Here is a 24,747-nt window from a genome sequence, read left to right as displayed (position 1 = left end):
TTTTCTAATGATTAAAACTGTAAATTAAAGCCTAACATGAAAGACCTGCTTGGGTTATATGCTTGACCGTCTGTTGTACCAGAGAAGTTATAAACAGGGTTCATACCCTTACGTGCGTTAAACATGTACAGATTCTCTCCAGTTACAAATACACTCAGTCGCCCCAGCCCCAAATTACTCAACATATCTCTTGAGAATTCGTAGCTGAGCGTCACATTTCTGATATTCAAATAATCAGAAGAAACCAGGAAGTAGTCAGATGTTGCATATAAGTCAGAGTTAGCATATTGCAAACGTGGTAACTCGGCAATGTCCCCCGGGTTCATCCATGAATTCTTAACATCCGGGTGGTATGATTCACCAACATTGAGTGAACTAAGCATGCCCTGGTAAATACCATCAAGCATTTCTCCCCCCAAAGAGTAGGTGAACAATGCACTTAAAGTAAATCCTTTGTAAGTTAATTCATTACCTATCGATCCCTGTAATTTAGGAAATGCGGAAGAACCTACGTATCCATACTGAGCTTCATCCGAGTCTTTCGTCAATACCGGGTCGCCATTGTCGTCGTAAGCCAATTGCGTTTCGCCTGTTGCCTCACCGTTTTCGTCGAGTACATCTTCCCAAACATGGAATCGTGTTGCTCCGTCTTCAGGATCTATATCGTAATATTTCCTTAACCAGAAATCATATATAGAATGTCCTTCTGACCACTTTTTCGTTCCGTTGACAAAAGGCTCAGGTATCGATGTAATTTCATTCTTGATGGTTGATCCCATCAGTGTCATGTTCCACCTGAAGTCTCCACTTCTCACGATATCTCCGCTAAGACTGATTTCCAATCCCTGGTTTACCAGGGCAGCAATATTTCGGGGTTGCTCCATAAGACCCATTGTAGGAGGTAACGGCATGCTGTATAAAAGGTCGTCCGATTTACGGTTGTACCATTCCACACTACCGGTTAACCTGTCGAACAAAGCAAAATCAACAGCCAAATCAAAAGTCTTATTTACTTCCCAGGTAAGCGCTGTATTACCAACGGTAGACCAACGGATTCCCGGTTCTTCAGCATTCGGGTACGTTTCATAAAGCGCCTGGTAACCGTATGATCCAATATTATCGTTACCAACTTCACCGTATGAAGCTCTTAATTTTAAGCTGTTAACCCAAGCTGCACCGGCCATGAACTGTTCCTGGTCGATCCTCCAACTTCCACCAACTGAATAGAAGTTACCCCAACGTACGTCCTTATGGAAAGCAGAAGAACCATCCCGACGATAAGAGCCTTCGATATAATATTTATCAGCATAGTTGTATTTTAGCCGAGCCAAATAACCTTCAACTGTTTTATCGGTAGTGTAACTGGTATTTGTAGAAGTATTTACAAAGTTATTCAATTCGTAAATACCGCTTACAATAAACTGGTTTTTAAAACCTCTTTGGTAGGTGTACTTTCTTGAGTAAGATTCGTGACCAACCAAAACACTGATATTATGTACGTCACTAATTGTCCTTTCGTACTGTACAAGCTCGTTGAAGTTAACGGTAGTCCTGGTGTATCTTGTTTCATCCATCCTTCCGGTTGGAGCACCATCACCAATTTCAGCATTCTCGAAACCTTTGTACTGGTAGTTCTGAATATCGACACCGGCATTAATTGTAGCAGTAAGACCATCCATCAATGTGAATATGGCATACGATCTGTTACCAACATTGTTTCTTTTGTAATCGTCGCTGTTCCAATTCAATTCGGCAATGGCATTCCTACCGGTATTAATCGGTCTGGAATAAGTACCACCATCATCGTATTGCTTTTCACCTGCACCATCTAAAATATAGTCTCCGGTAGTCTGATCAACCAAATAAACCGGGTATATCGGAGGTGTCATCCTGGCATTACGCCATGGGTTGGCATATGTGGCCGAGTTTGAAGATCCTATATTACTATTAATGATAGATCCACTAAGATTTGTTCCAATCTGTAACCAATCCTTTACGTCAAAATCGATATTTAAACGCGTATTGAAACGCTCATAATCCGATTTGATTACGTATCCTCTTTCGTCCAGATAACCTATAGAATAGAAATAACTGGTTTTTTCACTACCACCCGAAAGGCTTAAGTCGTAGTTTTGACGATAACCTTGTTGTTTGGCAGCATCATACCAGTCCACATCAGGAAAACTTGCCACAGCGTTTGGATTTATTTTCCCGTCCGATCCAACGATTTGATCATTAGGAGTCCCAACAAACGGATTATACCTTAACTGCTGGTAAATGTTCTCATAAGCATAAGCTCTCGCTTCGCTAATGGAGTTGGCATTACCTGAGTTGAATCTTGACTGAGCAAAAGCCTCTGCCTGCAATTCGTAGTAATCGTAAGCATCCACTTCATCGTAATAAGGAAGTGCCTGATTAATTATACCAGCCTGAGCTTTCAGGTTCAATTTCAAACTTTCGCTACCCTTCGTACCTTTTTTGGTAGTAATGATTATTACACCGTTTGCAGCACGCGAACCATAAAGCGCAGTTGAAGAAGCATCTTTAAGCACGGTCATTGAAGCAATGTCTCCGGGATTAATACTGGAAATGTTTCCTTCGTACTGAATTCCGTCCAATATAATAAGCGGATCGGCCGATGTATTCAATGTTCCAACTCCACGAATTCGAATAGCCGGACCACTACCAGGCTGTCCTGAACCTGCTGTAGTTTGAACGCCTGTTGTTGATCCCGTCAGGATCTGAGCAACGTTAGATACAGAACGTGATTCAATCTGCTGTTCTCCGATTACTGCGGCAGAACCTGTTAAGGATTCTTTCTTTGCTGTTCCATAAGCAACCACCATTACCTCATCCAAACCAAGAATATCCGGAGCCATAGTTGCATTAACTACTGAACCGGTTATCCGAATATCAATAGTTTTCAATCCAACAAATGAAAACGTAAGCATCTCCGCATCATCCGGAACCTGTAGTTCGTAAAACCCATCGATATTTGTAATAGTACCGACAGTTGTTCCTTTTACAAGCACAGATACTCCCGGAATGGAAGTTCCATCCTCGGAACTGGTAACCGTTCCGGTAATGGTTTTAATCTGCGCATTTGCAAACTGTGTCCCTAGTAAAAGAACACTTAAGATCAACAATGCAATTTTTTTCATAAACAAAAAGATTAATTAGATATTAAACATGCATTCAATACACAATATGTAGAATTCGGTTTAGAACCAAACTCTAACACAATATGCATTTACTCTCTTTTAAAATTATACTCATCAGCCAACCAGGCAATAATTGATTTATGGCATTTATCAACCCCCTTCGTAAGCAACTCGCTTTACAATTTATACAAATTTTAACAGAAAAACGCCAAAATCTTAATAATGTTTAAAATTAGTTCCAAGTTGTCAGGATAATTACACTTCAGCCAATAAAAAAAATTTGTTACATCTCACTTAGTGTATTTACGACAATATAATAAGCGGAAGTTTTACTAAAATAAAGCGTTTATTTGCAAGGTAAATGAGCGATATAGTGGAAGAATTTGCCGACATCTATTTATTTAATCCCACATGTGAATATGCGGTTGCCAACGGAAATGCATCGTGGCAGCCTAATCGACTGCTACAAAAAATGGAGGCTGATCTTGAAGTTCTTCCTTTATTTCTGGCCAGATCAAAAGATTATGTTTTAGTTGAAAAACGTCCATCAGAAAACTATTTGGCGCTTTTGAAAAACTGCGGAATTGAGGTTCCTCATTTTATGGAAAGAAAAACCCTGCATGTTGCTTTCTCATCCGACTTAAAGTACAGTAAACTAAAACCATGGGGCTGGAGTCCGGCCGCACACAAATTATTACAGCCTCTGAAAGTGCACTGTTCTGAGGCTTTTCAGAATTCGCCGGTTTTTTATTGGCAACAGGAGTACAGGAACTACTATTCCAAAAAATTTAGTCGCGACATTTTGCTCAAATTGCTAGCCGAATTTCCGGATGAAGATTATATCCATACCGATAAAACAGGACAGGTTTGCAGCAGTAAATCCGATTTTGAAAAGGCACTTCTTAAATGGGGCAAGATAATGGTAAAAGCTCCATGGAGCAGTTCGGGAAGAGGTTTGCAAGCAGTAACCAAAACACCTGTTCACGAAAAAGTTTGGGAAAAACTTTTAGGGATTATCAAAGAGCAGGGATTCGCACTTGTTGAGCCTCATCTGGATAAGCAACTGGATATCGCTTTTCAGTTTGAAGTGGAAAAAGGTAACATTTCATATTTAGGTATCAGCAATTTTATTACCGACAAAAAAGGCCAGTACCAGGGAAATCACTTGAACGGATTACCCGACGAACTGGATGAAGATTTACGTGAATTTGTAAAAAAAGTAAGCAAAAAAATAATTGCGGCCCTCCACAAAGTTTTATCGGTAAGCGAGCTGGCTAAAAACTATGAAGGTAATTTCGGCGTCGATACCCTGATATTTAAAGACTCCGCCGGAAGTTTAAAAATAAATCCCTGCCTCGAAATCAATGTCAGGCAAAACATGGGTTTGTTATCGCTGCAACTCGAAAAGCTACTTCTACCCGATTCAAAAGGTATATTCAGAACCTGGTACCAACCGGGAAGCAATTTCATGGATTTTTCCCGGGAAATGCAAGATGCCCATCCACTGCAACTACAAAACGGGAAAATAAAAGCGGGTTATCTGCCGCTCACCGAACCGGCTACTGAAAAACTTTTTGGAGCTTACATGCTCCTATAAACTATTTCTTTGTTCATCATTACAAATCCGGCGACTGAATAATAAAAATGCTTTCCCTTCAAACCAGTGTCTTTCAGCAATTTTTGCTAACTTTCGTTTTAACAAACCGGGCATTATGGAAAAACCAGTACCTCAGAAAAAGAAAAAGCTCAACAAACGGTTTTACGAGAGTGAACTCAACAAACTGCAGATCGAACTCGTGAAATTACAAGAGTGGATCAAAGTAAAGAAATTAAAAGTTGTTGTGATTTTCGAAGGTCGCGATGCAGCAGGAAAAGGTGGAACTATTGCCCGAATTAATCAATACCTTAATCCGAGGACATGTAAAGTTGTGGCATTGGGGACTCCAACTGAACGCGAAAAAACACAATGGTACTTTCAACGCTATGTCCCGCACCTGCCGGCAGCCGGCGAAATGGTACTTTTCGACCGGAGCTGGTATAACCGTGCCGGAGTAGAAAAAGTAATGGGATTTTGTACCAACGACGAATACTGGGAGTTTTTACGTTCGTGTCCAAACTTTGAACGGATGCTGATACGGTCGGGTATCGTGCTCATCAAATACTGGTTTTCAGTTAGCCAGGATGAGCAGGAGAAAAGATTTCGTTCGCGAATAGACGATCCAACGAAACGCTGGAAACTAAGTCCGATGGACATGAAATCGATGGAATTATTTGTTGAATATTCCAAAGCCAAAGATGAAATGTTTGCTTATACCGATACGAAGATCAGTCCCTGGTTTGTGGTGGACGCCGATGATAAAAAGCGAGCCCGTCTGAACTGTATTCACCACCTCTTATCGATGATCCCTTATAAAGAACTGGAACACCAGCCCATTGAATTATCCGAGAGAAAAGATTATAAAGGCTATGTCCGGCCTCCTATCGAAGAAATGACGTTTGTGCCTTCAGTTTATTAATTGTCGCGGGTGCGTGTCATGTCAAACAAATGAGCCGCCTGATCGCCCAAAAATCCTGAGAACAGTTTCTTCTGGCCGTTTTCTTCGATGAAGTTTCGTTGGGCAAGTTCGTAGTAAGCATACGTCCAACTCATTTGTTCAAGGCCATCTTCGCCAATCACTTCAACCTCCTCCTTCACGGCCTGTGTAGCCGACTGTTGCAACTTACTGCCTTTATCTCCTTCAAGACTTTCTTTCATCGGGATTCCTGCCTCGGACAATGCCTTACAGGTGGATTCAAGATCGGGCCATTCTTTTACATTTTGGTGATTAATAAAAGCAGTAAAATGATTTACTGAATTTCCATGCAACAATACCCACGCAGCGTATTGCGAAACATCGTTTATCCGCAACACAACATCCTTTTTGGGAATCGCCCACGGCCTTCTGAAATACTGCGCCAGATCCACAACCAGAGCTTCAGCAGCAACCCGTGGAATGTGTCCGTCGTTTTTTAACATCGCTAATAACTCAAGACTTTGGTCCGATACCAAATAAGGCGTATCAACAACCGCCTGATGAATTTCCTGCTGCGCCCACTCCGGCAACTGCTCTACCTCAAGCTGACTCACAAATATTTTTGGAAAAAGTTCGTCGGGGTGTTCAAAATGTACGGCTGTCAATTTCTTTTTCTTGAACTCGTATTTACCAACCGGTTTGTAATCCAAAAAATTCAACAGGTGCTTTATGGCCCTAATTCCTTCGGGCTGTTCCCCGGTATGGGTATTAAATGTTCGGAATGCGATATGATCATTTACAACATCGCCACCCTTTTGCATAACCAGTTCGGAATATTTTTTGGCATAGGGAACCCGCAATAAATACGCCTCCCACAAACGGTCGAGAAGTTGTGCCGTAACCTCATTGGTTGAAAGTCTCATCTCCAGTTATTTAAGTTAAATAAATGCTTAACAAGCAAAATGGTAATTGTGTTCTGTTCCATCCTTACGTTAACAAAACGAATCCCAGATTACCTGTTTATTTAAACCTTCAAGCAGGCATTTAAGTTACTTAAAAGCAGATGTTTAAAAATATTGTTTATAAGAAAAAAACTTTGTAAAGAGTTAGCTGAATTGCTTTGTGCTTTTCATGAACTGCAACACATCTTTTTTATTGAAATAGGCAGTTGCTCCGCGCATGGTTGTGTTAAGTGCACCGGCTGCATTACCGAATCTAAGTGAATCGATCAGTGAATTTCCGTTTAAATAATAATGTAAAAAGCCGGCTGAAAACGCCATCCCTGAACCTACGTTATCCACCATTTCAACAAAATAACCGGCATCTGACATCAAACCTTCAACCCGGTGATAAGCTTTAATACCATTTTTACCGAGTGTTATTATGACAAGATCGATTTGGTATTGTTCAGATACTTTCTTCAGAAAATCGTCATGCGAATCAAAAGAAATATTCAACTCATTAGCCAGAAAATCGATTTCTTTTTCTTTGATTCGAACAACATCAGCTGAATTCAGGAGCTGAGTAACAACCTTAACATCAAAGAAATGCTCAAAAAGTTTCAGGTCGAAAAAGTGAAGCGAGTCGGGCGACTCCTTAATCAATTCACGAATGGTATTTTTCGATAAACCGTAGCGTTGAGGCAGCAGTCCAAAAAAGAGGCAGTCGGCTTCACGCGCCAGTTTTAAGGCTTCAGGAGAGAATTCAATATGATCAAAAGCGACGTCTTCCTTTACTTTGTACTGGCTTTCGCCGTTCTCATCAAACGTTACCTGAACTTCGCCTGTTGGAAACTCAAAGTCCATTTGGACATTTTTATCCGAAATATTGAGTTCTTCCAGCTGTTTCAATGCTGCATGACCAAGTTCATCATCGCCAATTCTTGACAATAAATGTCCTTCCTCTCCCAGTGAATTACATCTGAAAACCAGGTTCGAAGGCGTACCTCCGAGTACTTTACCGTTCGGTAAAATATCCCATACAATTTCTCCAAATGCCACTATTTTCTTTGCCATCCCTCAAAAATATCGTCCAAAAATAATCATAAATATATGGATTCAAAGCTGAATGTTAAGCTAATTTGAAAATACATTTCCTGGTTGTTGTTTAGCCTAAAAAAAACATAATATTTTCTGAAGATATCCATCTTAGGGACTCGATAAAACAATTTCAGAAAGCCTGCGTTTGAATAATTTAAACATGAATTATTTAGCTCATCTATACCTGTCGGGTGAATCGGAAAAATTACTGGTTGGTAATTTTATTGGTGATTATGTAAAAGGGAAACAATACCAACATTACCCCGATGAGATTGCACGTGGCATATTGCTTCATCGCAGGATCGACAGCTTTACAGATGCGCATGAACTGCATCGGGCGGCGAAGCATTTTTTCAGGGCCGAATTCGGGCATTATGCCGGAATTGTAGTGGATGTGGTGTACGACCATTTTCTGGCCGGTAACTGGAAAAATTATTCCGACATTAGTCTGCGCTGGTTTGCCAAATGGTCACATTCGGTTCTGCTGGCTAATTTCAAACACCTCCCGCTTAGGGTACAGGGATTTTTGCCCTTTCTCATTCAGCATCGAAGACTGGAATCGTATGCCACAATTGAAGGCATAACACAGGCCTTAAATGTAATGGGCAAATATTCTTCGTTGCCGGCTAAGTCAGAACTGGCAAAACAGGCGCTATTGGATAATTACCCAATTCTTCAGACCAATTTCGAAGAATTTATGGGTGAACTCATTCAGTATGTAAGCGATGAATTTGGAATTGCGTTAAATCAACCTAAAAAATTATAACATTCTTTTCAGGCATTCCGGCTATCACGGAAGTTTTCAAGGCGGCTAGCATCCAGCCGGATAAAAATAAAAAGCAATATGGTGAATGACCATAATGAAGATCCGCCATAGCTAAAGAACGGCAACGGGATACCGATAACGGGCATGATCCCGATCGTCATCCCTATATTAACCGTAAAGTGAAAGAACAAAATAACAGCCACCGAGTAGCCATAAATTCGCGAAAATACGGAACGTTGTCGTTCGGCCAGCAACACCAATCTTATGAATAAGGCGATGAAAAGTGCAATTACCAGGAACGTTCCGGCAAAACCCCATTCTTCTCCAACCGTGCAGAAAATAAAGTCGGTACTTTGTTCGGGCACAAAATTGTATTTGGTCTGGGTGCCTTTTAAGTAACCTTTTCCCCACATGCCACCTGAGCCGATAGCTATTTTACTCTGATTTACGTGGTATCCGGCTCCATAAGGATTCGACTCGATACCCAGCAACTCGTTTATTCTAACTTGCTGATGTGGTTCCAGTAAATTATCAAAAGCATAATCCACGGTTTTTGTAAACAAAACAGAACCGACAAAGAAAAGCGAAATGATGATATAGTTTCCAAACCTTTTTTGTAACGAATAACCAAAAATTACCAGGGCGCCTAAAACTGATCCGGCCATTAAAACATCGGCAAGTTCCCATTTAGTTCCAATGATCAGATTTAATAAGAATGCCAAAGCAATACCTCCTGCCAACATTGCGGCTGCACGCACAAACTGATTCAACTTTGGATTAAGAATCAGGTACATAATAATTGCAGCGACCAGCAACACTAAAATCAGTGTCATGTTGGGCAGAATAAGTGCCAGGATAAACAGCACGGCAACCAGTGTTCCAAGGAATAAAAACAAGCCCGACAAACCCTCGCGGAATAACACCAGTACAAAGGAAAAATAAACCAGCGCTGAGCCTGTATCATTCTGTAAAAGAATAAAAGTGGCCGGCATAAAAATGATAAGGCCAATTACGGCTATCGATTTTATTTTTTTAAGGTTGAAATCGAAAGTACTCATGTAGCGAGCCAAAGCCAGTCCGGTAGCGAACTTGGCAAATTCGGCAGGTTGGATAAGTACACCACCAAAGGCAAACCAGGATTTTGCGCCGTTTATTTCTTTACCTACCAGCAAAACAAGCATCAAAAGAAACACCGTCACGCCATAAATAATGTAAGAAAAGAATACATAAAAATTAGTTTCGATAACCATGATAACAATGGCTAGTGTAAGGGCTGCTCCAATCCAGATCAATTGTTTCCCGTATTGTTGCGAAGTATCTAAAATACTTTGATGGTCGACATTGTAAACAGCAGCATAAATATTAAACCACCCCATAAAAATGAGTACCAGGTACAGTCCAACCGTTACCCAGTCCATGTTTGCCCATATGTTACTTCTTTGCGGCATATTATTCAGGTTCCCCGCTGTCTAAAAGGTTCGCATCCATCATTCGCTCTTCAATCCATTTGCGGTTGTTGGCAATGGTATCATTCAAATATTTCTCGATCATCAGCCCGGCAATCGGTGCCGCATAACTGGCTCCCCATTTACTGTTTTCAACATAAACAAAAACGGCTATTTTAGGATCGTCCTGCGGAGCAAAAGCTTCAAAAGCACCGTGTTCTATTCCCTGATTATTTTGAATGGTACCGGTTTTTCCACAGTAATCTATTCCGGGAAGATAGTATAGTCCCTTTATCGATTGATGCATTCCTTCTATTATCGGTTCGAAATGCACGGCATCAATTCCCACTTCATGTTTATCATTTATACTGCTTCGAACTGTATCATTCTCAATTTCTTTCACAATATGCGGTTCGTAGTAATAACCACGATTGGCAACAACCGATGCAACATTGGCCATTTGAAGTGGAGTAACGCCTAGTTCACCCTGACCAATTGCCAGTGAACGCACGGTTAAGGCGTTCCAGTGCCCGGCACCGTAAATGCGGTTATAAAGTTCTTCGGAAGGCAAATCACCTTTAAGTGCATTCGAAAAATCTTCACCTAAAATTGTTCCAATGCCAAAATTTTGCACATAATTTCTCCATTCCCGAAATCCTTCGGCAGCAGTCGGATACATTCCAACGATGTTCCTGAAAGTGTTCCACATAAATGGATTGCACGACTCGCGAATACCATCGACTACATTCGCCGGGGTAACATGGTTGTGTGTACATTTAATTGGATATGAACCAGGGCCGTTACAGGTGAAACGTGTATGTGTATTGATAGCCCCTTCCTGCAAACCGATCAATGCGTTTACGGTTTTAAATGTTGACCCGGGGGGATACTTTGCCTGCAAAGCCCGGTTAAAAAGTGGTTTTAAGGTATCAGCCAGCAGCTTTGCATAATTCGCTCCTCTTACTCTTCCCACAAGCAGTCCGGGATCGTAAACAGGAGCACTAAGCATGGCCAATACTTCGCCTGTTGAGGGTTCAATGGCCACTACCGCGCCTTTTTTATTCTGAAAAAGTTGCTCGGCGTAAAGCTGCAAATCAAGATCAAGGGTTGTGGTAATGTTCTGCCCAATCTGTGCCGGAATATCCTCCCTGCCGTTTCGGTAACTTCCCTGAATACGGTTATGCACGTCAACCAGGTTTTTCTTCACGCCTTTTGTCCCTCGCAGCTGGCGTTCATATGTTTTTTCTATGCCACTAATGCCAATATAGTCGCCCGGTTTGTAATAGGCATCTCTGCTGATGTCGTTTGAAGTTACCTCGCCAACATAACCCAGAGCATGTGCTGCCGCTGTTGAAGAATATTCGCGAAGTGTACGTGCCTGAGAATGAAACCCTTCAAATTTATAAAGCTGTTCCTGCAGGATCGCATAATTCTCCGGAGAAATCTGTTTTACAAGTATCGATGGTTTGTACCAGGAATAATTCTTGGCTTTCTTAATTCCTTCCTCAAGTTCAATTCTGGTGACATCCAACAAATTACACAGCAGCGTAGTATCAAACTGTTTCACTTCGCGGGGTGTAATAAGCAAGTCGTAAGCCGTTCGGTTATACACCAGAAGTTCGCCATTGCGGTCATAAATGAGGCCACGTGCCGGGTACTGAACCACTTCACGCAGTACATTGTTGGTTGCATATTGTTTGTAGGTGGAATCGAGCACCTGCAAACGAAACAGTTTCACAAGGAAAACAAGGGCAACCAGCAAAAAAATCAAAACTATAAGGTAACTCCTCTTGGTGTATTCTTTCACGCTCTTACCTAATCTCTAAAAATGATAAACTGGCTTAAAACTATCACAAAAATTGAAAAAATCGAACTTAAAAATACACGATATAAAGTTGTAAAGAAACCGCTAAAGGTAAATACCTCGATGTAAAATAATACAAAGTGATGCAACACCACCATGATTGAGGTGTAAGAGATAAACCAAATGGGGCCGGTTCGAGCCAATCCCGGGTAATCGTTGAGTTCCTCTTCGCGGTTAGTGATCACGCGAATTACAAGTGGCCTGACATAAGCAATAAAAACTGCGGCAAAGGTGTGTATTCCCAGGCTGTTGGAAAATACATCAACCGCCAGGCCTATCAGAAATGAAAGCAAGAGCACCGCATAACGAGGTGCATTCAGCGGCAGCAACATGATAAAGAGGACATAGACATATGGATTGATGTAACCACTGAATTGAATCTGGTTAAAAACAAGCACCTGCACTGCAACCAGCACAACAAACATCGAAAAATATTTAATTGCCAGCCGTCCCATTCTCTGTCTCGCTTTTTAAAGTCCGCAACTCTTCTATTCTGTTATTTCCGATCACTTCAACATAGGTTATCGACTTAAAATCGGCCGACAACAACACACTTATCGTGTAGTAATTTTCACCTTCGGGGCGATCGAAAGCATCGATAGTGCCAATCAGAATTCCTTCGGGAAACACCGATGAGTAACCACTGGTAACGATAGTATCGCCCAGCTGCAGGTTGACATGAAAAGGAATCTCGCTGAGTTGTGCCCGTTGGTAATCCTCGCCGTCCCACACCAGCGAACCATAAAAACCACTTTTCTGAAGTTTAGCAGAAACGCTCCAACGTGGATTTAACACCGAGAGCCCCATGGAATACGATTCCGAAACGTTGGTAACAATTCCAACAATTCCGTTGGGTGAAACAATCCCCTGATCGGGCTTTATTCCGTCCTTTCTGCCTTTATTTAAAGTGATATAATTTTGCTGTTTGTTGACCGAGTTATTGATCACGCGAGCCGGAATGTATTGGAATGCAGAGTCCTGTTTATGTGCTATCCTGATGGAATCGGAAAATGCATTCTGATAGTTCTCAAGCATATTCAGCAAACGGGCATTTTCTTCCGACAATTCCGCGTTTACTCGCGCTAAGCGAAAATACTGAACAACGCCACTGTACGAATTATAAATTCCGGCTGTAACCGCATTCGAAGAGTTCAGAAAACTGGCCCGCTGAAAACTGTTGTAGTTTACTATAAAAACCACTGAAATGACTTCTAATACAAGAAATAGAAGAAATGGATAGTTTTTAATCAGTAGTCTAAATAAACTTCGCATCTACGCTTTCGGGTGTTCTTTTTATCGAATCAGGAATGAGAAATTATCTACGTTTTTTAGCGCAATACCGGTACCGCGAACCACAGCCCGTAATGGATCTTCTGCAATGTGGAACGGAATGCCGATTTTGTCGGTTAAACGTTTATCCAGGCCTTTTAACAAGGCACCGCCACCTGCCAGCCAGATTCCTTTCGAAACGATATCGGCATACAATTCAGGCGGCGTTTGTTCAAGTGCACTCAATACCGCAGTTTCAATTTTCGAAATTGATTTTTCCAAACAGTGAGCAATTTCCTGGTACGAAACCGGCACCTCAATCGGAAGCGCTGTCATTTGGTTCGGTCCCTGCACCACATAATCCTGTGGTGGGTCCTGTAACTGCGAAAGTGCCGATCCCACGTGAATTTTTATTTCTTCGGCAGTGCGTTCACCAATTTTAATGTTATGCTGATGGCGCATGTATTCCATGATGTCGGCAGTGAGGTCGTCGCCGGCAATACGTATCGATTTATTGGTTACGATACCGCCCAGCGAAATAACCGCAATCTCGGTTGTTCCACCACCGATGTCAACTACCATGTTGCCTTCAGGAGCCTCAACATCGAGTCCGATTCCGATGGCAGCTGCCAAGGGTTCGTATATCATATAAACCTCACGCCCGCCGGCATGTTCCGAAGAGTCGCGCACCGCACGAATCTCCACCTCGGTACTTCCGGAAGGTATGCAAATAACCATTTTCAGGGCAGGAGAGAACATTTTCGACTTGGGATTAATCATTTTGATCATGCCCCTGATCATTTGTTCCGCAGCGTTAAAGTCGGCAATTACACCGTCGCGCAACGGACGTATAGTTTTTAGGTTTGCATGCGTTTTGCCCTGCATTTGCCTGGCCTTTTCGCCAATAGCCACCATTTTTTCGGTTTTCAAGTCGATAGCAACAATCGACGGCTCATCTACCACAATCTTATCGTTATGAATGATAATGGTATTTGCGGTGCCAAGGTCAATGGCAATCTCCTGTGTTAAGAATGAAAATAATCCCATTAAAGTTCCTGTTTACCTTCTGTTAAGGATATAAAGATATAATATTTATTAATGTCTGAAATGCCTTCTTCCGGTAAAGGCCATTGCAATACCGAATTCGTTACAAGCTTCGATCACTTCTTCGTCGCGGATGCTGCCACCCGGCTCGATGATGTATTTTACGCCATATTCGTTGGCGGCTTCAATACTATCGCGGAACGGGAAGAATGCATCAGAGATCAACACCGAATTTTCGATATTGAGTCCGCCTTTAAATTCAAAACGCGGCATGGTGAGGTAACGCAAACTGTCCAGACGGTTGGGTTGCCCCATACCGGCTCCGGTTAACCAGAAAGCACCGTTCTCATTCTCGGTAACCACTGCAATTGCATTACTTTTAAGGTGTTTGCAAGCTACAGTTCCAAACTTGGCCAGGTTCATTTTCGATGGTTCAAACTCTTTGTTTGTAACCGTGTTGAATTCGGTATCCAAACCTTCATCTTCGTCCTGAACCAGCATTCCGCCACTGATTGAGCGATACAATGTTTCACCTGCAACTGCCTCACGTATAGGAGTAACCAACACCCTAAGGTTTTTCTTTTTAGCCAGCACTTCAAGTGCTTCATCAGAATAAGCCGGAGCAATAAGAATCTCAACGAATTTGCTACCGAACCATTCAGCTACTTCTTTGGTAACCGTATCGGTAAAACAGATGATACTGCCAAAAGCACTGATCGGATCACCGGCCCAGGCCAGTTCAAGCGATTCAAGAATATTATCAGTAACCGCCAATCCACAAGGGTTCAGGTGTTTGATCACCGAAACGGCTACTTTATTTTCGAGGTGTGTTACTGCGTGATAAGCGTCGCTGGCCGATTTCCACGCTGCATCGGCATCGAGCATATTGTTATACGAAAGAGCTTTACCCTGCAGAACTTCGGCATCAGCCAGAGTAACTGTTTCTTTCGAATTATTGAATTTGTAAAAAGTAGCTGCCTGGTGTGGATTTTCGCCGTAACGTAAAACCTGGCCATCATTCAAACTAATGCGTTCTTTAGCATTGTCCTCAACGCCGCCGGCAAAATAACCGAAAATTGCGGCATCATAATGTGAAGAAACACCAAATGCACGACTGGCAAACCATTTCCGTTCGGCCAGTGTAAATTCTCCGTTATTTTTTTCGAGGTGGCCCAACAGTGGTTCATATTCGTTTTGCGACGGTACAATCACCACATCTTTGAAATTTTTGGCAGCCGCACGAATCAGCGAAATTCCGCCAATATCTATTTTCTCGATAATATCCTGTTCTTCAGCACCTGAGGCTACTGTTTTTTCAAACGGATACAGATCAACAATTACAAGGTCGATCTCCGGTATTTCAAATTCATTCAACTGACTAACATCGCCCTGATTTTCGCGACGCGACAAAATTCCTCCGAATACTTTTGGATGAAGGGTCTTTACCCGTCCACCTAAAATTGATGGATAACCGGTAAGACTTTCAACCGAAGTTACCTCAACATTTAGCGATTCAATGAAACTTTTTGTGCCCCCGGTGCTTAAAATATTAACACCCAAGTCGTTCAGTTTATAAATGATCTTATCTAAATTTTCTTTGTGAAAGACTGAAACCAAAGCAGTCTTAATTTTTTTATTATCAGCCATTTATTGGATTTTTCGGATTTGCAGGCAAAGATAAAAAAAACAGTTAACATACTTAATATAACAGCGCTTTAAAAATATTATTATCATGCCTTCGGGAATTATCCTTTTTTCATGTAATCGATACCAATTTTCGACACTAATAATCAGAAGAATATCAAACAAAATTCGATTCTTAAAAAACTAGTGCTATTTTTAACCTGATTATTTAAACCGCATGTTACTTGTTCGCCTGATATACGAAAGCCTTTCTTTTGCTTTTAATTCGTTAAGAGCGAACAAACTGCGTACGTTTCTTTCGTTACTCGGAATTACAATTGGCATTTTCTCGATTATTTCGGTTTTTACGGTAATCGATTCGCTGGAACGGTACATTAAAGACAGTCTGAGTTCACTTGGGAGCGAGATTGTTTACGTTCAGCAAATGCCCTGGGGACTAGAGGAGGGCGAAACCGAATACCCGATGTGGAAATACATTAAACGTCCGTTGGCAACATCGGAGGAGACTGTTGAAATTTTACGCCGGGCAAATTCAGTTGAAAATGCAGCTTTCCTTTTTTCGTTTAGCCGGTCGGTACAGTCGGGCTCCGACAAACTGGACAATGCCATCATACTTCCAACTTCCTATGGATTATATGATGTTTGGAATCTCGAACTTTCGCAAGGCCGTTATTTCAGCGAAATGGAGATGAAAACTGGTGCGCCGGTTACTGTTATCGGAGACCAGATTGCGACAAAGCTTTTCGAAGGCCTCAACCCGCTTGGGAAAACCATAAAAATACAAGGGCATAAATTTCGTGTAATTGGCGTGTACGAAAAAACCGGGCAGGACATGTTTGGAACCAGCATGGACCGGTACATCCACATCTCCAACGTCAAAGCATTTTCGTTGGTGGATATACGAAACCGAAATTATGGCCAGACGATTTGCGTGAAAGCAAAATCGGGTATCGACAGTGATTACATGATGGCAGAGCTGGAAAAATTGTTACGTACCATAAGGCAATTAAAACCCATGGAAGAAAACAATTTTGCGCTGAACAGAGCCAGCAAAATATCGGGGCAGTTCGAACAGCTTTTCAGCCTGATTAACCTCGCCGGCGGAATTATCGGTGGTTTTTCAATAATTGTTGGGGGATTTGGAATTGCCAACATCATGTTTGTTTCGGTAAAAGAACGCACAAAAATCATCGGCATCCAGAAATCGCTGGGAGCCAAACGCTACTTCATATTGTTGCAGTTTATTTTTGAAGCCATTGTGTTATCGGTGATTGGCGGAATTGTCGGCTTGATCCTGATTTTCATGGGAGCCCAGTTTATAAGCTTTGCCACCGAATTCAACATTGTACTTACTGCCGGAAACATCGTAAAAGGCCTGGTTATTTCAAGTGTGATCGGATTTATTGCCGGATTTATGCCGGCACGAGCAGCTGCCAGACTCGATCCGGTTATCGCAATCAATTCGCTTTAAGCCAGGTTAAAAAAGAAACTCGAAATGCTGAGGTAGATCAGCAATCCAACAATGTCATTCATGGTGGTGATAAATGGCCCGGTTGCCAGGGCCGGATCAATCTTGAACCTATTCAGTATTAATGGTATTACGGTGCCAAACAAGGAGGCAAAAATGATTACAATAAACAAGGATATGGACACCGAATAAGTAAGATTCAGATTATCAGCCGTAAAAAAATTGTAGAGAAACAGCAGTGATGAAAAAACCACGGCAGTTAACAAGGCCACCGAAGTATCTTTTAACAGCTTTTTCAAAGGGGTTTCTTTGTCTTTTACCCCACTGGCAATACTTTGCACGATGATGGATGAAGATTGTACTCCAACATTACCGGCCATAGCCGCAATCAGAGGAATAAAGAAAGCCAACTGAGTAATTTTTGAGAGCTCGGCTGAATGGGTTCGAAGTACCGTTGCACTTAAAATTCCACCAAGTAAACCCACCATCAACCAGGGGAAGCGCACCCGCACCCGCTGCCAGACTTTGTCGCCGGGCTCAACATCACCTGTAATACCCGAAACCATCTGGTAGTCACGCTCGGCTTCTTCACGAACAATATCGATGATATCATCCCAGGTAATTCGGCCTTGCAGACGTCCGATTTCATCAACAACAGGAACGGCAACAAGGTCGTATTTGTCCATGAGTTCGGCCACCTCTTCCTGCCGTGTTCCGGTTGTTACTTTCTTGATATCGGGATCGTAAAGATTAGCAATTTTAGTGTTGGTATGATTTAGGATCAGCTGTTTTACGGACAGCACTCCTTTTAGTTTATTGTCATTGTCGGTTACATAAATGTAGAAGATCTCGTCTACCTCTTCTGCCTGCTTACTAATTTCTTTCAAACAGGTGGCTACATTCCAGTTTTCGTTCACCTGTACCAGCTCTTTGGCCATGATACCTCCCGCCGAATCCTCTTCGTACTCCAACAAGTCAACAATATCGCCGGCCTGCTCAATGTCGATGATCTCGTTAAGTACCTCGCGTTGCATATCTTCGTCCAACTCGGCTACCACGTCGGCAGCATCGTCGGAATCCATGTGTTCGATAAACTTGCTGGCAATAACTTCGGGCGGCAGAACTTTCAGGAAGCGTTTCCTGTCGTCTTCGTCAATTTCAATAAGAACATCGGATGCCTTTTCACCTTCGAGCTGCAAATAAACGTACTTGGCCTCTTCAATGCTCAGGTCGTCCATCATTTCGGCAATATCCGCCGAATGGAGTTCGTCCAGAATGGCAATAACCTCTTTTTGATTTTCGTTCGCAATCAGCTCTTTGAACTGCTCAATATTTTCTTTGATGTTCTCGACGTTCATACTTCCTGATTTTTGAGGTTTTCGATCTCACAAGTTAACAATATAAAGTCGTTAACAGACAATTGTTCAGGCCTTTTTTCGGCATAAGCTTCGGGTAACATTTCGCTGATTTTCCCAAGTGAATTCCGCAACATTTTACGGCGCTGATTAAAGGCAGCTTTTACAACCTGCACAAAAAGCTGCTCGCTGCAGGGTAGTTCGGCAACCTGGTTCCTGCGCAAGCGAATTACAGCTGATTTTACTTTTGGCGGCGGATTAAACACACCTTCTGAAACCGTAAAAAGGTATTCGATATCGAAAAATGCCTGAAGTAACACACTCAGTATTCCATATACTTTTGAACCGTGAGGGGCAGCAATCCTTTCGGCTACTTCTTTCTGTACCATTCCCACCGTTTCGGGAATACGGTTTCGCAATTCAAGTATCCTGAAAAAGATTTGTGATGAAATGTTGTAAGGAAAGTTACCAATTACATTGAAATTGCCTTTGAAACGAGAAGCGATATCGGCCTTCAGAAAGTCTTCCGACCAAATGTGCTCAAGTTGCGTAAAATGATTTCGGAGGTATTCAACCGATTCGTTATCGATTTCAACTACATGGACGTTAAGTTCAGGACGTTCAAGCAGATATTGAGTCAGCACTCCCATTCCCGGCCCGATTTCCAGAATATCCTGAACATCGGTTCCCAGGCTGTCAACAATTTTTCGCGCGATATTTTGATCGGTCAAAAAGTGTTGGCCTAATTTCTTTTTGGGTCTTACAAAACTCATTACTATCCGGATCTTCCATTTTTCAGTTGGTACTTCTTATCCTTTTTAGTTCGATTAATAAAACAAATTTATATTTTTGTTCGCTACGAATGGCTTTTAACCGCTGGTATTTTGCCCCCCAAAAGTAGTAAAAAAATAAGGAGTATTCTCTGGGGCAAAAATAAAGCTGCAAAAATCTGAATTTTGAAAAAGACGGCAATTAAGATTTTACAATTTATGGCATTCTTTGCAGTGGGTGCCTTTATTTTTTGGTTGATCTATAAAGACCAGGACATTGAACACATTAAATCGGTTCTAAAAAACGATGTAAACTACTGGTGGGTACTGCTATCGCTGTTCCTCGGATTACTGAGTCATATCAGCCGCACGCTTCGCTGGGGCCTGATGATCGAGCCGATCAGTCATAAACCAAGATTTATAAATACTTTCATGGCGGTAATGGTGGGTTATTTGATGAACCTCGCATTTCCGCGAATGGGCGAAGTATCGCGCTGCGGTGTCCTGGCCCGTTACGAAAAAATATCGTTTACCAAATTGCTGGGTACCGTTGTAGCCGAACGACTGGTCGACATGATCTCGCTGCTAATTTTACTGGGAATTACAATCCTGTCGCAATTCGGGCAAATGCTTCATTTTATGAACGAAAATCCCGAGATAAAAGATAAACTTGTTGCAGCAATTTCGTCGCCAGGATTGATTATTGGCCTGGTTGCAGTGCTCGTACTTTTCTACATTTTCAGAAACAAATTCAAGCACACCAGGGTTTTCGTAAAAATTATGGAGATCATCCACAACTTTAAAGTAGGTTTTATTTCTATCCGTAATATCAAAAGAAAAGGATGGTTTTATTTCCATTCGGTATTTATCTGGCTGATGTATTACGTGATGTTGTATGTCATTTTCTTTGCTTTCGATTTCACCAGCCACCTAAGCCCGATTGCAGGGTTGACCACGTTTGTACTGGCCAGTTTCGGAATGGTTGCCCCGGTACAGGGAGGAATAGGAGCCTGGCATTTTATGGCTAAAGAAGCGCTGTCACTCTACGGAGTGGCCAATGAAAACGGAATTATTTTTGCTTTTGTAGCCCACTCGTCAATGACATTAATGATTATTATTATCGGAATTATCTCTTTGCTGATCCTTCCGTTCATCAATCGACGCAACGAACTTGTGCCGGAGGAAATAAGCGAATAGCTTTTTCGTTTTAACTTGATACCAACAATCCGGCGTAATGAACACCGAACTATTTATATCACGAAGGTTGTTTTTTGACAAAGGAAACAAGAAGTTGCTTTCGCAGCGCATTATTCGTATTGCGCTTACCGGAATAGCTTTGGGATTGGCCGTTATGATTGTGTCGGTAGCTGTTGTTACCGGCTTTAAAAAAGAAGTTCGGAACAAAGTCATCGGATTTGGCTCGCACATTCAAATCATCAATTACGACTCGAACAGCTCGTATGAAACACAACCTGTTTCGGAAGAACAGCCCTTTCTTGCAACGGTAAAACAAATACCGGGAATAAACTACCTGCAACCTTTTGCCACGAAACCCGGGATGATAAAAACCGACGATTACATTCAGGGCATTGTTTTTAAAGGCGTTGATGAAAACTATAACTGGGACTTTTTTGCCAAAAACCTGCTGGAAGGGACAATTCCGGATATTAACGATAGCACACGTACTAGCCAGATTCTGATATCGGCAGAAATTTCGAGGCTGCTGCAGCTGAAGATAAATGATAAAGCCATATTCTATTTTCTTAACGAAAATGAGTTGATGCCCCGCATGTTGCAGCTTGAGGTATGCGGCATTTATCACACCGGATTCGAAGAATTCGACAAGCTTTTTATATTGGGCGACCTGAAACAAATTCAGCGCTTAAACGACTGGAAAGACGATCAGATTACCGGATTTGAAGTGGTAGTTTCCGATTTTAACCAGATTGAAAAAATCGAGCAGGAAATCCGCAGCACGATCATTCAGTTCAGGGATAAAGATGCCGAGATACTGCGCACCGAAAGTATTACCCGTATGTACCCACAAATATTCGATTGGTTGAGCATCCTCGACATGAATGTATGGGTAATTCTTATACTGATGGTGATGGTGGCCTCTTTCAATATGGTTTCAGGCCTTTTGGTGTTGATTTTGGAACGTGCTTCAATGATCGGGGTACTAAAAGCCATGGGCACTACAGGTTGGAGCATCCGCAAGATTTTTGTTTACCTTTCTGTTTTTCTTACCGGTCGCGGCATGTTGTGGGGAAACGTGATTGGAATTGTGATTGTAGTGCTGCAAAATCAGTTTCTCATCATTCATCTCGATCCGGCAACTTACTACGTAGAATACGTACCGATGAATTTCTCATTGCTTCACTTGCTTTTGCTGAATGCCGGAACAATTGTAATTACATCGGCCATGCTTATTGTTCCGAGCTGGTTAATCAGCAAAATATCGCCCGACAAGTCAATGCGCTTCGATTAAGCAATTCCGCCATCGTGTAATTTATATAAGTCCTTTTCGTTATTTTTGTCGATGATGTTCAGTAAAGAAAATATACGTAAAGCTTTACAGGGAGAATTACCAGGGCAAAGATCTCACAGCAAGCTACTGCCTCCTAATCGTGTTTTAAAGGCCGCTGCCGACGACAGGGTAAAGAACAGCAGTGTATTGTTATTATTATTCGAGGAAGACAATGAACTAAAGGTACTGCTGATTAAACGTGCGGTTCATATGAAACATCATGCCGGACAGATTGCCTTACCCGGTGGAAGAGTTGAAGCCAACGAAACTGCTATAGAAACTGCGCTTCGCGAGACTTATGAAGAAATAGGTGTTGGCGAAGATAAAATTGAAATACTTGGAAAACTTTCCGGTTTTTATGTTGAAGTCAGTCGATTTCAGATTTGGCCGGTGGTTGGATGGCTGGAGTCGAAACCGGTATTTCGTATTAATCCCGATGAAGTTGAAAAGATCATATTCTTTCCAATCGAAAAATTCAAGCCGCCTTACGACGAAATAAAAATCGACACCTTAACCGGTACGCTCGACGTACCTTGTGTAAAATTTGCAAAGGAGATTATTTGGGGAGCTACCGCAATGATCCTTTCCGAATTTTACGATATACTTCAAAAGGCCGGTGAGGTTCAGTCCTCCTAATCATAAAAAGCCCACGATAATCCTAAACGGTATGTAGCCCGGTTCATCGGATAACCCGGCGTCGTCATGTATTCGCCATTCAGGAAGTGGGTTCCCACATTCATGTATTTGAAAAATACCCGTGTTCGTTTCAAGCGCAGACTGGCATAGACATCGATGTACGGATAATTGCCGTATTCCTTTTCGTTTTGCAGGTAAAATAATCCGGTTGAAGGCGCATAGGCATCGGCGTAATATTTGGTGTTGTAACGCACATCCGATCCAATCTGAGTGAGCATAACCTTTGAAATGGTAAACTGAAAATATCCCGATACAAAAGCCGACCACTCGGGCAAATGCAGGTAATCCTCGTTAGAAGCCTTCTGCCACAGCAAACGCGTTCTAAGGTGCAATCCCCGGTAGTTAAAATCTTTATCGAGAAAGGCCGACAATACTAACAACTGGTTGTTCGCCTGGTTGGGTATTCCAAGTGTGTCGTTGTAAATAAAATTATTGATAATGGCATATTTTGCGCCAGCTTCAAATTTACGCTCCGGCATTCTGAATGTTCCGCCAACCGTCAAACGTTGTTCCATACTTAGATTGTGGTTCCAACGGTAATGGTTCGAATAAAAATGTTCCTGGAAATAATCGGGAACCCTGTTTTCGATGCTGCCATCGAAACTGATGGATGCCAGAGAATCGCCAAGGAATGGAAACGGTTTATAGATCAATCCTGTAAGTTCGGTTTGACCTGCATTTCTTCCTGCAAAATAAAATTTCCCGTCAAAGTTCCATTTCCAGAAACGGCCGGTTTCTCTATAAATACCACCTCCAACGAACGAATTCGTGTACTTTATATCTGTTCTGAGCACGATGCTATCCGGAGGCATGTTTTCAGGTCTTGGGCCCAATATCCATTCCGGATAATCCAGATTAGATGGATCAGGTACCAGTTCACCGGGCATTCCACCCCTGTCCATTTCAAAACCGATAAATGCACGCTTACCAAAGCTGTATTTTTTATCAGCATTCTCGTACTGTTTTAGCTGAAGAACATTCGTGATCCTGTTAAAGCGAATAGAGTCGCTGGAATAAAAATCGGGGTAATAAGTATTATCGAAGAAATCAACATCATCGTCTTCTTCATCAATAAAATCCTGTTTATCCAGACTTACTTCCGACGACAGGATGAATCCCATTATAGGCCGGAACTTTTCGGTGCCCAGGGTATCGCCCGTAGCTATAAACTTACCAAAGCGGTACTCGCCGTTTGCAAAGAAATAATTGCTGCTGAATTTCGATTTACTTCCGTTTAGGTTTACATTCCAATACCTGGCATCCTTTTGATCAAACATCAGGCTGTCGTTGGTTAAACCACCATTTTCGTTATTCCGGGCCGAATTGGTAACAAATCCGGCATGAATTTTTAGAAAATCCTTATTGTAACTCGAGTAAAGCGCTACTGAATTATTTCTTGTTTCCTGCGCTACGTATTGTCCATCTGATTTTGACAAATCAACCCTAAATGTAAAGTTCCACCAGGGATTTACATTTTGCGAGTGAATAACGTTGAACCGGGTTTCGTTGTTTCGCGACTTATTCTCGCTCTGTGAATAATCAAGGCGAGTATAAGGAGTGTGCGTATTAAAATATTTAAGTTTCGAGGGTGTGAGCAGATAAGGTTCTCTGCTACGCGCGAAAAAGTAATTTGTGGTATATTTTCGATTAAAGAAATTATTGTCAATGCCGGGAGTACCGTAGTTCCCAAGATAAGTTGCAGTGATTACTTTGGGATCTTTATACAGCGGATGAAAAATATGGAAATAGTCTTGAAGGGTATCTAGTTTTGTTGAATCCAGAAAAGCACCATAATCATCCAGGTACCATTGTTTGACACCTGGTTTTACTTCTTTAACATCCTTCTCATTTTGCGATTCAGTTTCATTCATCCGCTGCATTTCCTTGTCGGGTTGTGCAGCAAGAGTTAATGATACCAGAAACAGCGCAACGAATGAGATTAAACAAAAAATGGGCTTCCGCATATATTACAGAGTTTTCAGCACAAAACTAAAAAAAGCATTGATGTTAGTGGTATGGAATAAACACTTTTTAATATAATTAACACCAATAAAAAAGCCCGTGCTCAATTGAACACGGGCTTTAGATAAGGTGGCAGCGACCTACTCTCCCACTGTTACGCAGTACCATCGGCGCTGGCGGGCTTAACTTCTCTGTTCGGAATGGGAAGAGGTGGAACCCCGCCG

At 42.0% G+C, this 24,747-nt stretch carries 19 protein-coding genes and 1 rRNA gene; 7 read left to right on the top strand and 13 right to left on the bottom strand.

Annotated elements, in window-relative coordinates:
• Nucleotides 1-11: 11 nt before the first annotated feature.
• Complete coding sequence (locus HFD85_RS17550) at nt 12-3,161, bottom strand: SusC/RagA family TonB-linked outer membrane protein (RefSeq protein WP_167612876.1); 3,150 nt, start codon at nt 3,159-3,161, stop codon at nt 12-14.
• Nucleotides 3,162-3,522: 361 nt separating this feature from the next.
• Between HFD85_RS17550 and HFD85_RS17545 the strand changes: the two genes are divergently transcribed.
• Together HFD85_RS17545 and ppk2 are read left to right on the top strand one after the other, a co-directional pair.
• Nucleotides 3,523-4,758: an ATP-grasp domain-containing protein gene (locus tag HFD85_RS17545; protein WP_167612874.1), complete on the top strand. Its 1,236-nt coding sequence runs from the start codon at nt 3,523-3,525 to the stop codon at nt 4,756-4,758.
• 115 nt (nt 4,759-4,873) lie between these two features.
• Nucleotides 4,874-5,677: a polyphosphate kinase 2 gene (ppk2, locus tag HFD85_RS17540; protein ID WP_167612872.1), complete on the top strand. Its 804-nt coding sequence runs from the start codon at nt 4,874-4,876 to the stop codon at nt 5,675-5,677.
• Here ppk2 and HFD85_RS17535 read toward each other — a convergent pair.
• Nucleotides 5,674-6,597, bottom strand: a complete 924-nt coding sequence (locus tag HFD85_RS17535; RefSeq protein WP_167612870.1) for a DUF1338 domain-containing protein — start codon at nt 6,595-6,597, stop codon at nt 5,674-5,676. The genes ppk2 and HFD85_RS17535 overlap by 4 nt on opposite strands.
• A gap of 183 nt (nt 6,598-6,780) precedes the next feature.
• Complete coding sequence (locus HFD85_RS17530) at nt 6,781-7,689, bottom strand: PfkB family carbohydrate kinase (protein ID WP_167612868.1); 909 nt, start codon at nt 7,687-7,689, stop codon at nt 6,781-6,783.
• A 184-nt stretch (nt 7,690-7,873) separates the two neighbouring features.
• On the opposite strand from HFD85_RS17530, the gene HFD85_RS17525 reads away from it, so the two are divergent.
• On the top strand, nt 7,874-8,479 hold the full coding sequence (locus HFD85_RS17525) for an acyl carrier protein phosphodiesterase (RefSeq protein WP_167612866.1): 606 nt from the start codon (nt 7,874-7,876) through the stop codon (nt 8,477-8,479).
• A gap of 8 nt (nt 8,480-8,487) precedes the next feature.
• On the opposite strand, the gene rodA is transcribed toward HFD85_RS17525, so the two are convergent.
• The 6 genes from rodA to purH are packed head-to-tail and all read right to left on the bottom strand — an operon-like array spanning nt 8,488 to nt 15,748.
• The gene (rodA, locus tag HFD85_RS17520) at nt 8,488-9,927 is read right to left on the bottom strand and encodes a rod shape-determining protein RodA (protein WP_167612864.1); all 1,440 of its coding nucleotides are present in this window, start codon (nt 9,925-9,927) and stop codon (nt 8,488-8,490) included.
• A gap of 1 nt (nt 9,928) precedes the next feature.
• Nucleotides 9,929-11,731: a penicillin-binding protein 2 gene (gene mrdA, locus HFD85_RS17515; protein WP_167612862.1), complete on the bottom strand. Its 1,803-nt coding sequence runs from the start codon at nt 11,729-11,731 to the stop codon at nt 9,929-9,931.
• Nucleotides 11,732-11,739: 8 nt separating this feature from the next.
• Nucleotides 11,740-12,243, bottom strand: coding sequence for a rod shape-determining protein MreD (mreD, locus tag HFD85_RS17510; RefSeq protein ID WP_167612860.1), 504 nt, complete (start codon nt 12,241-12,243; stop codon nt 11,740-11,742).
• Nucleotides 12,224-13,060, bottom strand: coding sequence for a rod shape-determining protein MreC (gene mreC, locus HFD85_RS17505; protein WP_167612858.1), 837 nt, complete (start codon nt 13,058-13,060; stop codon nt 12,224-12,226). The genes mreD and mreC overlap by 20 nt, the downstream gene beginning before the upstream one ends.
• A gap of 21 nt (nt 13,061-13,081) precedes the next feature.
• The gene (locus tag HFD85_RS17500) at nt 13,082-14,104 is read right to left on the bottom strand and encodes a rod shape-determining protein (RefSeq protein WP_167612856.1); all 1,023 of its coding nucleotides are present in this window, start codon (nt 14,102-14,104) and stop codon (nt 13,082-13,084) included.
• Nucleotides 14,105-14,152: 48 nt separating this feature from the next.
• On the bottom strand, nt 14,153-15,748 hold the full coding sequence (purH, locus tag HFD85_RS17495; RefSeq protein ID WP_167612854.1) for a bifunctional phosphoribosylaminoimidazolecarboxamide formyltransferase/IMP cyclohydrolase: 1,596 nt from the start codon (nt 15,746-15,748) through the stop codon (nt 14,153-14,155).
• A 214-nt stretch (nt 15,749-15,962) separates the two neighbouring features.
• Between purH and HFD85_RS17490 the strand changes: the two genes are divergently transcribed.
• Nucleotides 15,963-17,216: an ABC transporter permease gene (locus HFD85_RS17490; protein WP_167612852.1), complete on the top strand. Its 1,254-nt coding sequence runs from the start codon at nt 15,963-15,965 to the stop codon at nt 17,214-17,216.
• Here HFD85_RS17490 and mgtE read toward each other — a convergent pair.
• Nucleotides 17,213-18,571 carry a magnesium transporter gene (gene mgtE, locus HFD85_RS17485; protein ID WP_167612850.1) on the bottom strand — a complete coding sequence of 453 codons (1,359 nt, stop codon included), beginning with the start codon at nt 18,569-18,571 and terminating at the stop codon, nt 17,213-17,215. The two genes, HFD85_RS17490 and mgtE, sit on opposite strands and share 4 nt — an antisense overlap.
• On the bottom strand, nt 18,568-19,341 hold the full coding sequence (rsmA, locus tag HFD85_RS17480) for a 16S rRNA (adenine(1518)-N(6)/adenine(1519)-N(6))-dimethyltransferase RsmA (RefSeq protein WP_167612848.1): 774 nt from the start codon (nt 19,339-19,341) through the stop codon (nt 18,568-18,570). Before rsmA ends, mgtE begins: the two co-directional genes overlap by 4 nt.
• Nucleotides 19,342-19,557: 216 nt before the next feature.
• Between rsmA and HFD85_RS17475 the strand changes: the two genes are divergently transcribed.
• From HFD85_RS17475 to HFD85_RS17465, 3 genes are read left to right on the top strand one after another with little or no spacing between them, the layout of a single operon-like run.
• Complete coding sequence (locus HFD85_RS17475; RefSeq protein ID WP_167612846.1) at nt 19,558-20,535, top strand: lysylphosphatidylglycerol synthase transmembrane domain-containing protein; 978 nt, start codon at nt 19,558-19,560, stop codon at nt 20,533-20,535.
• A gap of 37 nt (nt 20,536-20,572) precedes the next feature.
• The gene (locus tag HFD85_RS17470) at nt 20,573-21,826 is read left to right on the top strand and encodes an ABC transporter permease (RefSeq protein ID WP_167612844.1); all 1,254 of its coding nucleotides are present in this window, start codon (nt 20,573-20,575) and stop codon (nt 21,824-21,826) included.
• A 51-nt stretch (nt 21,827-21,877) separates the two neighbouring features.
• Nucleotides 21,878-22,501, top strand: a complete 624-nt coding sequence (locus tag HFD85_RS17465) for an NUDIX hydrolase (protein ID WP_167612843.1) — start codon at nt 21,878-21,880, stop codon at nt 22,499-22,501.
• Here the strand turns inward: HFD85_RS17465 and HFD85_RS17460 are convergent.
• Nucleotides 22,498-24,525 (bottom strand): putative porin, encoded by a 2,028-nt coding sequence (locus HFD85_RS17460; RefSeq protein WP_167612841.1) that lies wholly within the window; start codon nt 24,523-24,525, stop codon nt 22,498-22,500. The two genes, HFD85_RS17465 and HFD85_RS17460, sit on opposite strands and share 4 nt — an antisense overlap.
• A gap of 125 nt (nt 24,526-24,650) precedes the next feature.
• Nucleotides 24,651-24,747, bottom strand: a 5S ribosomal RNA gene (rrf, locus tag HFD85_RS17455); the annotation flags it as partial.

The organism is Maribellus sediminis (genome assembly GCF_011799805.1).
GTDB classification, from domain to species: domain Bacteria; phylum Bacteroidota; class Bacteroidia; order Bacteroidales; family Prolixibacteraceae; genus Draconibacterium; species Draconibacterium sediminis_A.
The sequence above is the reverse complement of the archived record's forward strand: the minus strand, read 5'-3'. Positions and strand labels throughout refer to the sequence as shown.